The following is a 7171-nucleotide window of genomic DNA, read 5'->3' as shown; positions in this document are numbered from 1 at the left end:
TCTTCTCGCTGCCCGGAATGGGCACGCTCATCGTCCGCGCAGCGCAGCAGGGTGATTCGCCGATGCTGCTGGGCGCGGTGGTCGTGATCGCGGTCATCTACGTCCTCGTCAACAGTGCGATCGATGTTCTGTACACCTATCTTGACCCGAGGAGTCGTCGTGTCCATGTCTGAAGTGACGCCAGACGGAGCGGCCCCGTCGCCGGCCCCGTCCGAGGTGATGACATACCGGCAGCAGACAGTCCTGCTGGCTCCCGGTCCCGTCGAGACGCTGGAACAGCCCAAGAATCTGGTCCTGATCGGATCGATTCTCACAGTGGTCGGCGTTGCGCTGCTCGGCACCGCACTCTTCGGTTCAGCGATCATGATGACCGTCCGCATCGTGCTCGCGCTCGTTGCCCTGGTTTTCCTCTTCAAGGGGCTCGGCAAACTCGGTACGTCCAAGTGGGGCAGTCAGTTCGATCTCTCGTACTGGTTGGCGTGCATCTGGCTGGTCGCGCTGATCCTGGCCGCGATCTTCGCGCCGCTGCTGCCGCTCGGTGAGTACAAGGACACGGTCAAGACCTTGGCCGAGCCGGGCTTCGCATCGCCGAGCCTGCTCTCCGATCATCCGTTGGGTACCAACAACTTCGGTCTCGACCTGCTTGCCCGCGCCCTGTTCGGTGCTCGCGCCTCCTTGACTGTCGCCATCTGCGCCGTGCTGATCGGCATGATCATCGGTGGCACCATCGGCGTCATGGCCGGCTATTTCCGTGGCAAGGTCGACGCCGTGGTCGGAATCCTGACCAACTCGCTGCTGGCCATTCCTTCTCTGGTGCTGCTCATCGCACTGGCCGCGGTGCTCACGTCGAACCTGCGCAACATCACCCTCGCACTGTCGATTCTCTGCATTCCCAGCATGGTTCGAATCGCCAGGGCAAACACCATCGTCGTAGCCCAACGCGAGTTCGTGCTTGCCGCGAGAGCCATGGGCGCCACCAAATGGCGCGTCATCTGGCGCGAGCTGGTTCCCAACGTCCTCGTTCCCGTCGCCGCGCTCGGCCTGGTGGCCGTTTCCGGCCTGATCGTCGCGGAAGCATCACTGAGCTTCCTCGGACTCGGTATCGCACAACCTGATCCGACCTGGGGCAACATGATTGCGGAAGGTCAGGGCGGGATCGTGGAGAAGCATCCGTTCATCGTCCTGGTACCAGGCGTCTTCCTCTTCCTTACGGTGTTCTCCTTCAACCTCATCGGCGAGAAGTATCGGAGTAAGCTGTGACCACTTCAGCTCAGAACGGCGTTCCGCTGCTGCAGGCGGACAACATCAGAACCGTATTCGCCACTCCCCGTGGCCAGTTGCGAGCAGTCGACGGTGTCTCGATCCACGTCTCCGCCGGCGAAACTCTCGGCATCGTGGGTGAATCCGGTTCCGGCAAGTCGGTTCTCGGGCGCACCATCATGGGACTGCTCCAGAAGGGCCCGGCTCTCGACATCAGCGGGACGGTGACGTTTGCCGGCCGCGACATGTCGACGATGAAGAAGTCGGAGATGAAGCACTTCTGGGGACCCGAGATCGCCATGGTCTTCCAGGATCCGATGACCTCGCTCAATCCGTTCAAGCGCATCGGTACCCACATCACCGAATCCTTGAAGTTCCACCTGGGTCTGAAGAAGGACGCCGCCCGCGATCGCGCAGCGGAACTCCTGTCGATGGTGGGTATCCCCGAGCCCAAGCGTCGGCTCGACCAGTACCCCCACGAACTTTCGGGAGGTATGCGACAGCGCGTGGTCATCGCGATGGCGCTGGCTTGCGAGCCGAAACTGCTGATCGCCGACGAGCCGACCACCGCTCTCGACGTGACGGTGCAGAAGCAGATTCTCGATCTGCTCGCCTCACTCAACGACAAGCTCAACATGGCCGTCATTCTGATCAGCCACGACCTCGGTGTGGTCTCGGGTCGATCGGACCGTGTTGCGGTCATGTACGCCGGTTCCGTCGTGGAAACGTCGGCGACCGAAGAGTTGTTCACTCGTCCTCGCCACCCGTACACCGAAGCGCTGATGGCCGCGATTCCGCGACTCGAGTCACCGACGCACACAGTGCTGCAGACAATTCCGGGCGGTCTCCCGGACATGACGAAGCCGATCACCGGCTGCCGCTTCGCCGCCCGCTGCCGTTACGCCCAGGACGACTGCCTGACCGGCGACCCGGCCCTGGCTCCCGGCGGACCGGGGGACAACACAACCGAAAGCCACACGTTCGCGTGCCACTACCCGGTCGACACCCCCGAAGGCACAACGGCATTGGTCGCCAACGAGAAGGCCGGCACTACCGCAGCGGGCCTGACGCTCGCGGTGAAGGAGATGGTCTGATGACTGCAGCAACCGATACCAGGAAGCCCGAGACGGTGGACGCGGCCCTGACGGTCGAGGACTTGGTCGTCGAATTCAACGTCGGCAAGGGCCAGACCGTTCACGCCGTGTCCGGAATCAGCTTCACCGTCGCGCCGGGCGAAACCTTGGGCGTGGTCGGTGAATCCGGCTGTGGCAAGTCCACGGCGGGCCGGGCGATCATGCAGTTGCCCTCACCGACGTCGGGCTCGATCCGCCTCGGAGAGACGGAAATGACGGCACTGGGCGCGGAAGAATTGCGTCGCAGCCGCACTCAGTTGCAGATGATCTTTCAGGATCCCATCTCCTCCCTGAATCCCCGTCGCAAGGTCAAGGCTCTCATCACCGAGGGTCCGTCGATCTGGGGTGGAAAAGACAAGGCCGCCATCGAAGCTCGGGCGCGCGAGGTTCTTGCCGAGGTCGGGCTGGACCCGGACATGGTGTGGGATCGAACCCCACGCGAACTCTCGGGTGGTCAGTGCCAGCGCGTGTGCATCGCCCGCGCATTGATGCTCGACCCCAAGGTCCTGATCTGTGACGAGCCGGTCTCGAGCCTCGACGTGTCCGTGCAGGCGCAGATTCTGAACCTGCTCGAGGACGCGAAGAAGCGTCACGGGCTGTCTTTGCTGTTCATCGCGCACAACATGGCCGTCGTGAAGAACATCAGTGACCGCGTGATGATCATGTACTTGGGTCGCGTCTGCGAAATCGTTCCCGCAGAAGACATGCAGAACCGCGCGCTGCACCCGTACACGCAGCTACTGCTGGCGTCGATTCCCGATCCCGACGCCACCGTCACCGCGGCGCAGAACGTCGAGCAGAAGGTCATCGAACTGCCCTCGCCGCTCAATCCGCCCAGTGGCTGCCGCTTCCGCACGCGGTGCCCGCTGGCTACTGATCTCTGCGCCGAGGAAGTTCCCGAGCTGCGTCTCGTCGAGGGCGGCCATCAGGTGGCGTGCCACAACGTGTGACTACACGCGAAGCATGTTGCGTACGTGACCGGTTTCGTTGATCGACCCGACCCTGCGGCTTCCGTTTCGCGACACGAGAATGCGCGTGACGGACACGTACTCGATCGGGAAGGTCAACGGGCGCTCCAGTCCGAGCAGTTCCTGCAGAACGATGTTGACGACGCCGCCGTGGCAGAAGATCGCCACGGTGGCGTCGTTGTCCGTTGCCGCGACGATCTCGTCGATCGCACCGAGGACTCGCGCACGAAAGGCGTCGCCGTCCACCGACTCGGGGAGCCAGCCGGCTTTGATTCGCGCATAGGTTTCCGGCGCCCGCTCCAGGACCTCGTGCATCGGGATGTAGTGCGGCTGCTCGTAGTCGTATTCCGCCAGACCCTCGCGCTGGGTGACCGGAAGGCCCAATATCTGCGCTACCGGGGCTGCGGTCTCGAGTGCGCGCTTTTGCGGGCTGCTGAAGAGCCCGGTGATCCGGTACGGCGCCAGTGCTGCGGGCAGCCGTAGTGCCTGGGCACGACCTTCGTCGGTCAGCGAGGGATCTGCGCGGCCTTCGGTGACCTCGGCCAGTTCGGGGAGCGCGTGTCGGATCAGGAGTAGTTGCACCTACGTCACCTTGCCATGTAGAGATCGAACGCCACCACGAGGTTTCGGCCGTCGCGTTTTGCCTGGTACATCGCGTTGTCGGCGATATCGAGCAGAGTCTCCATGCCCGGCATCGCGCGATCGGCCCAGGCGACGCCGATACTGACCGTTCCCGCGAAACCGCGAATGGATCGCGCGTGGGCCTCTTGCGCCTCTCTGATGCGCTCCGCGAGCTGGATGGCTTCCTCGAAGGTGCAGTCGGCGGCGGCGACGGCAAATTCTTCACCACCCAGTCGGCCGGAGAGTCCCAGCCCTTCGGTAGCGGCGAGGAGGGTGTTTCCGAACTGTTCGAGGACCGAATCGCCGGTGAGGTGGCCGAGGTTGTCGTTGATCGATTTGAAGTGGTCGAGATCGAGCATCATGACGGCGATCGGTCGTTGCGCCGCGTGCTGGGCGTCGAGGAGTTCCTGCGATTGGGTCCAGAACGCGTGGCGACTCAGCGTTCCGGTGAGGGCGTCGCATTCGGCGATGCGTTGGAGTTCTCGCTCAGCGCGCCGCTGTGCGCCAGTGGCGACGGCTACGGCGATGGGGGAGAGTGCCATCAAGATGACGGAGATCCGGGTGGTCACCCCCTCACTGAGTAGGTGCACCGGATCTGCCAGTGCCAGACGTCCCTTACCCGCCATGACCAGTGCCCACGCGCTCCATCCGGCTGCCAGGAGCGAGGTGCTGAACAGTGAGACACGCATTGCGCACCACAGGAGCGCCGGCATCGGCAGCAGCAGCGCAAGGGCTCCCTGGACCTCCAGGCGAGTGGCAGACAGGCCAGGAGAGCGGCCAGAGGTGCCAGGATCTGTGCGAGCCGCCTCAAGCGCAGACTCTGCCGCACGGACGGCCCGCAGGTTCTTCGAATGTGTTCGAGCGTCGGTGCCGACAGAACGATCGGCAGCACGATCAGATACGTACACAGGTCGGCGAAGAACCACCCCACCAATTCCGTTGCCGCACCGCTTCCTTCGTGGAGTTGAGTGCGTAGTGCGCTGGCGGACCCGGCCGTGAACGACGCCAGAACCGAGATGAGGAAGATTCTGGCCGTGTACTTCGTCTCGGAGATTCGCCGTGGAAAGCAGCCGAGCAAGTTCGCGGCGATCAATCCTGTCGTGACGCCGACCAGATTGATCGCATTCAGTTCGAAGGCCCTCTGCACGGGGCTTCCGGTCGCAAGATCCGCCGTCAGCAGCGCTGCGCCGCCGACAGCGAGTCCGATCGGCGCAAACGAGCGCGGGTTACGGAGGAGAATGCCCAGAAGGATCGCGTTGGCGGGCCAGAAGGTCGACAGAAAACCGGGCGGACGGGCGGCGATGCCCGCCAGGGCGACAACGAGGATCGCCACGAAAAGCAGGCACGAGCGCACCCGACGTGTCGAACGGTCCATGGTCAGCCTGTCGTAGAAAGCAGAAGCTGTCCGAGACTAGCAATGATCCGGCTACTGTCCGAGTTGTAACTTTAAGTGTCATCCCCGACGGTTCGGCTGCGTGAGGCGCCGAATCAAGTTCGCCAACTCCTCGGGCTGATCGATCATCGCGTGGTGATGCGCCGGGCGCAGGACGTGAAAACTCCCGCCGAGGTAGGTGGCGAGTTTCTGCTGCTTTGCCATCCAGGCGATGGACCAGGGAGTGGTGTGGCCAGTGTGTGCGGCAACGACGCTGAGGTCGATGTCGGGCAGTGGATGCTTGCTCGAGCGTCGTAAAGCGGTGAGCTCCAGCGCCATATCGGTGTACGCGACGTATTCGATCATCGCCGCTTCCAGATAATGAGGCTCGCGGTAGATCTTCCGCACCCATTCGAGAGTGGCTTCGGACGACCCGCTCGGCGGCACGGACTGGTTGAGGATCTTGCGCGTCGTCGTACCGAGGAGTCGTTGGAGCCCGGTGGTGCTGAACGAAGCCGCGGCGGCTCGGGAGGCGATCAGCAGCAGGTCGCGGGGGAAAAGACGTTTCGGCTCCTTCTCGGCACTGGAATCGAGGAGGAGCATCCCCGCCGCCCGATCGGGGAACAGGCGCGCGAAGCCTTCGACGTAGAAGCCGGCGATGGAGTGGCCGACCACCACGGCCGGACCACTCAGTCCCAGAATGTCGAGCACGTCGCGGATCCGCTGAGCTTCGCCGCGGACGGTCGGAACTTCGGAAGTAGGCTCGCTGAGCCCGAAGCCCGGGCGATCGAAGCGGACGACGGTGTGGTCCGACTGAAGATGACGCGCGCAGTCATCCCAGTCGAACCAATTGCCCGCCAGCCCACCGCACAGGACGACGACGGGGCCGTCGCCCTCGGCAAGAACATGCAGTCGGCTCTCGCCGACCTGCAAGATCTCGCCCGGTGGTTTCACGTGGAACAATTCCGGCACGCGAGAATCCGGACTACTGACGCGGTTTCGCGAGGGGGAAGGCCAGCGTCTCGCGGATGCTGCCACCCGTGATCAGCATGACGATTCGGTCGACGCCCATCCCGAGACCACCCGTCGGCGGCATCGCGTGTTCGAGGGCTTGGAGGAAGTCTTCGTCCAATTCCATCGCTTCCGGGTCGCCGCCGGCCGCGAGCATCGACTGCTCGGTGAGCCGGTTGCGCTGATCCACAGGGTCGGTCAGCTCGCTGTACGCGGTTCCGAGTTCGACGCCCCACGCCACCAGGTCCCACTTCTCGGCGACGCCGGGGATGCTGCGGTGCGGCCGGGTGAGCGGCGACATCGAGGTGGGGAAGTTGGTGTAGAACGTCGGGAACTCCGTGTAGTCCTCGACCAGGTGCTCGTACATTTCCTGCGCGATGGCGCCGGTATCCCAGCTGGACTGGTACGGGATCTCGTTGGCGTCGCACAACTTCTGCAGGTCTTCGAGACTTGTCTCGGGGGAGACGTCGACACCAAGTTTTTCGGCGACGGCGCCGTGCATCGTCTTCACCGGCCACTCACCGGAGATGTCGACCTCGACCAGTTCGCCGTCCGGGCCGGGACGCATGATGATCTCGCGACCGAATGCTGCGACGGCCGCCGCCTGGATCAGCTCGCGGCACATCCGCATCATGCCCTCGTAGTCGCTGTGGGCTTCGTAGGCCTCGAGGATCGTGAACTCGGGATTGTGTTTGAAGTCGACGCCCTCGTTGCGGAACACGCGGCCGATCTCGAACACCTTCTCCATACCGGCGACGCACAACCGCTTCAGGTACAGCTCGGGTGCGATGCGGAGATAGAGGTCG

Annotated in this window: 9 protein-coding genes; 5 read left to right on the top strand and 4 right to left on the bottom strand. The window is 63.7% G+C overall.

Annotated elements, in window-relative coordinates; all coding sequences use genetic code 11:
• The first annotated feature begins 8 nt into the window (after nucleotides 1-8).
• The 4 genes from A2J01_RS37070 to A2J01_RS25545 are packed head-to-tail and all read left to right on the top strand — an operon-like array spanning nucleotide 9 to nucleotide 3343.
• Nucleotides 9-173: an ABC transporter permease subunit gene (locus tag A2J01_RS37070; protein WP_269455341.1), complete on the top strand. Its 165-nt coding sequence runs from the start codon at nucleotides 9-11 to the stop codon at nucleotides 171-173.
• Nucleotides 166-1260: an ABC transporter permease gene (locus A2J01_RS25555; RefSeq protein ID WP_007735813.1), complete on the top strand. Its 1095-nt coding sequence runs from the start codon at nucleotides 166-168 to the stop codon at nucleotides 1258-1260. The genes A2J01_RS37070 and A2J01_RS25555 overlap by 8 nt, the downstream gene beginning before the upstream one ends.
• Nucleotides 1257-2354 carry an ABC transporter ATP-binding protein gene (locus A2J01_RS25550; RefSeq protein WP_003943600.1) on the top strand — a complete coding sequence of 366 codons (1098 nt, stop codon included), beginning with the start codon at nucleotides 1257-1259 and terminating at the stop codon, nucleotides 2352-2354. Before A2J01_RS25555 ends, A2J01_RS25550 begins: the two co-directional genes overlap by 4 nt.
• Complete coding sequence (locus tag A2J01_RS25545; RefSeq protein ID WP_003943592.1) at nucleotides 2354-3343, top strand: ABC transporter ATP-binding protein; 990 nt, start codon at nucleotides 2354-2356, stop codon at nucleotides 3341-3343. The genes A2J01_RS25550 and A2J01_RS25545 overlap by 1 nt, the downstream gene beginning before the upstream one ends.
• Here the strand turns inward: A2J01_RS25545 and A2J01_RS25540 are convergent, their stop codons facing one another.
• Both A2J01_RS25540 and A2J01_RS37065 read right to left on the bottom strand, forming a co-directional pair.
• Nucleotides 3344-3943: a histidine phosphatase family protein gene (locus A2J01_RS25540; RefSeq protein WP_003943544.1), complete on the bottom strand. Its 600-nt coding sequence runs from the start codon at nucleotides 3941-3943 to the stop codon at nucleotides 3344-3346.
• A 5-nt stretch (nucleotides 3944-3948) separates the two neighbouring features.
• The gene (locus tag A2J01_RS37065) at nucleotides 3949-4671 is read right to left on the bottom strand and encodes a GGDEF domain-containing protein (protein WP_231915908.1); all 723 of its coding nucleotides are present in this window, start codon (nucleotides 4669-4671) and stop codon (nucleotides 3949-3951) included.
• Nucleotides 4672-4950: 279 nt separating this feature from the next.
• Between A2J01_RS37065 and A2J01_RS37060 the strand changes: the two genes are divergently transcribed.
• Nucleotides 4951-5373 (top strand): hypothetical protein, encoded by a 423-nt coding sequence (locus tag A2J01_RS37060; protein WP_231915907.1) that lies wholly within the window; start codon nucleotides 4951-4953, stop codon nucleotides 5371-5373.
• 62 nt (nucleotides 5374-5435) lie between these two features.
• Here A2J01_RS37060 and A2J01_RS25530 read toward each other — a convergent pair whose 3' ends face one another.
• Both A2J01_RS25530 and A2J01_RS25525 read right to left on the bottom strand, forming a co-directional pair.
• Complete coding sequence (locus A2J01_RS25530; protein WP_082900962.1) at nucleotides 5436-6326, bottom strand: alpha/beta fold hydrolase; 891 nt, start codon at nucleotides 6324-6326, stop codon at nucleotides 5436-5438.
• Nucleotides 6327-6339: 13 nt separating this feature from the next.
• The coding region (locus tag A2J01_RS25525) for an amino acid--tRNA ligase-related protein (protein WP_331715340.1) at nucleotides 6340-7171 on the bottom strand (832 nt) is incomplete at its 5' end.

The sequence above is a fragment of the Rhodococcus sp. EPR-134 genome, from assembly GCF_001647205.1.
GTDB classification, from domain to species: Bacteria; Actinomycetota; Actinomycetes; order Mycobacteriales; family Mycobacteriaceae; genus Rhodococcus_F; species Rhodococcus_F qingshengii.
Note: the sequence above shows the minus strand (reverse complement) of the source record. Positions and strands in the feature narration are given on the sequence as shown.

What these genes read in the sequence shown, in the direction of transcription:
- A2J01_RS25555 (WP_007735813.1), top strand. Translation starts at nt 166, where the DNA reads ATGTCTGAAGTGACGCCAGACGGAGCGGCCCCGTCGCCGGCCCCGTCC.
- A2J01_RS25545 (WP_003943592.1), top strand. Translation starts at nt 2,354, where the DNA reads ATGACTGCAGCAACCGATACCAGGAAGCCCGAGACGGTGGACGCGGCC.
- A2J01_RS37065 (WP_231915908.1), bottom strand. Translation starts at nt 4,671, where the DNA reads ATGCGTGTCTCACTGTTCAGCACCTCGCTCCTGGCAGCCGGATGGAGC.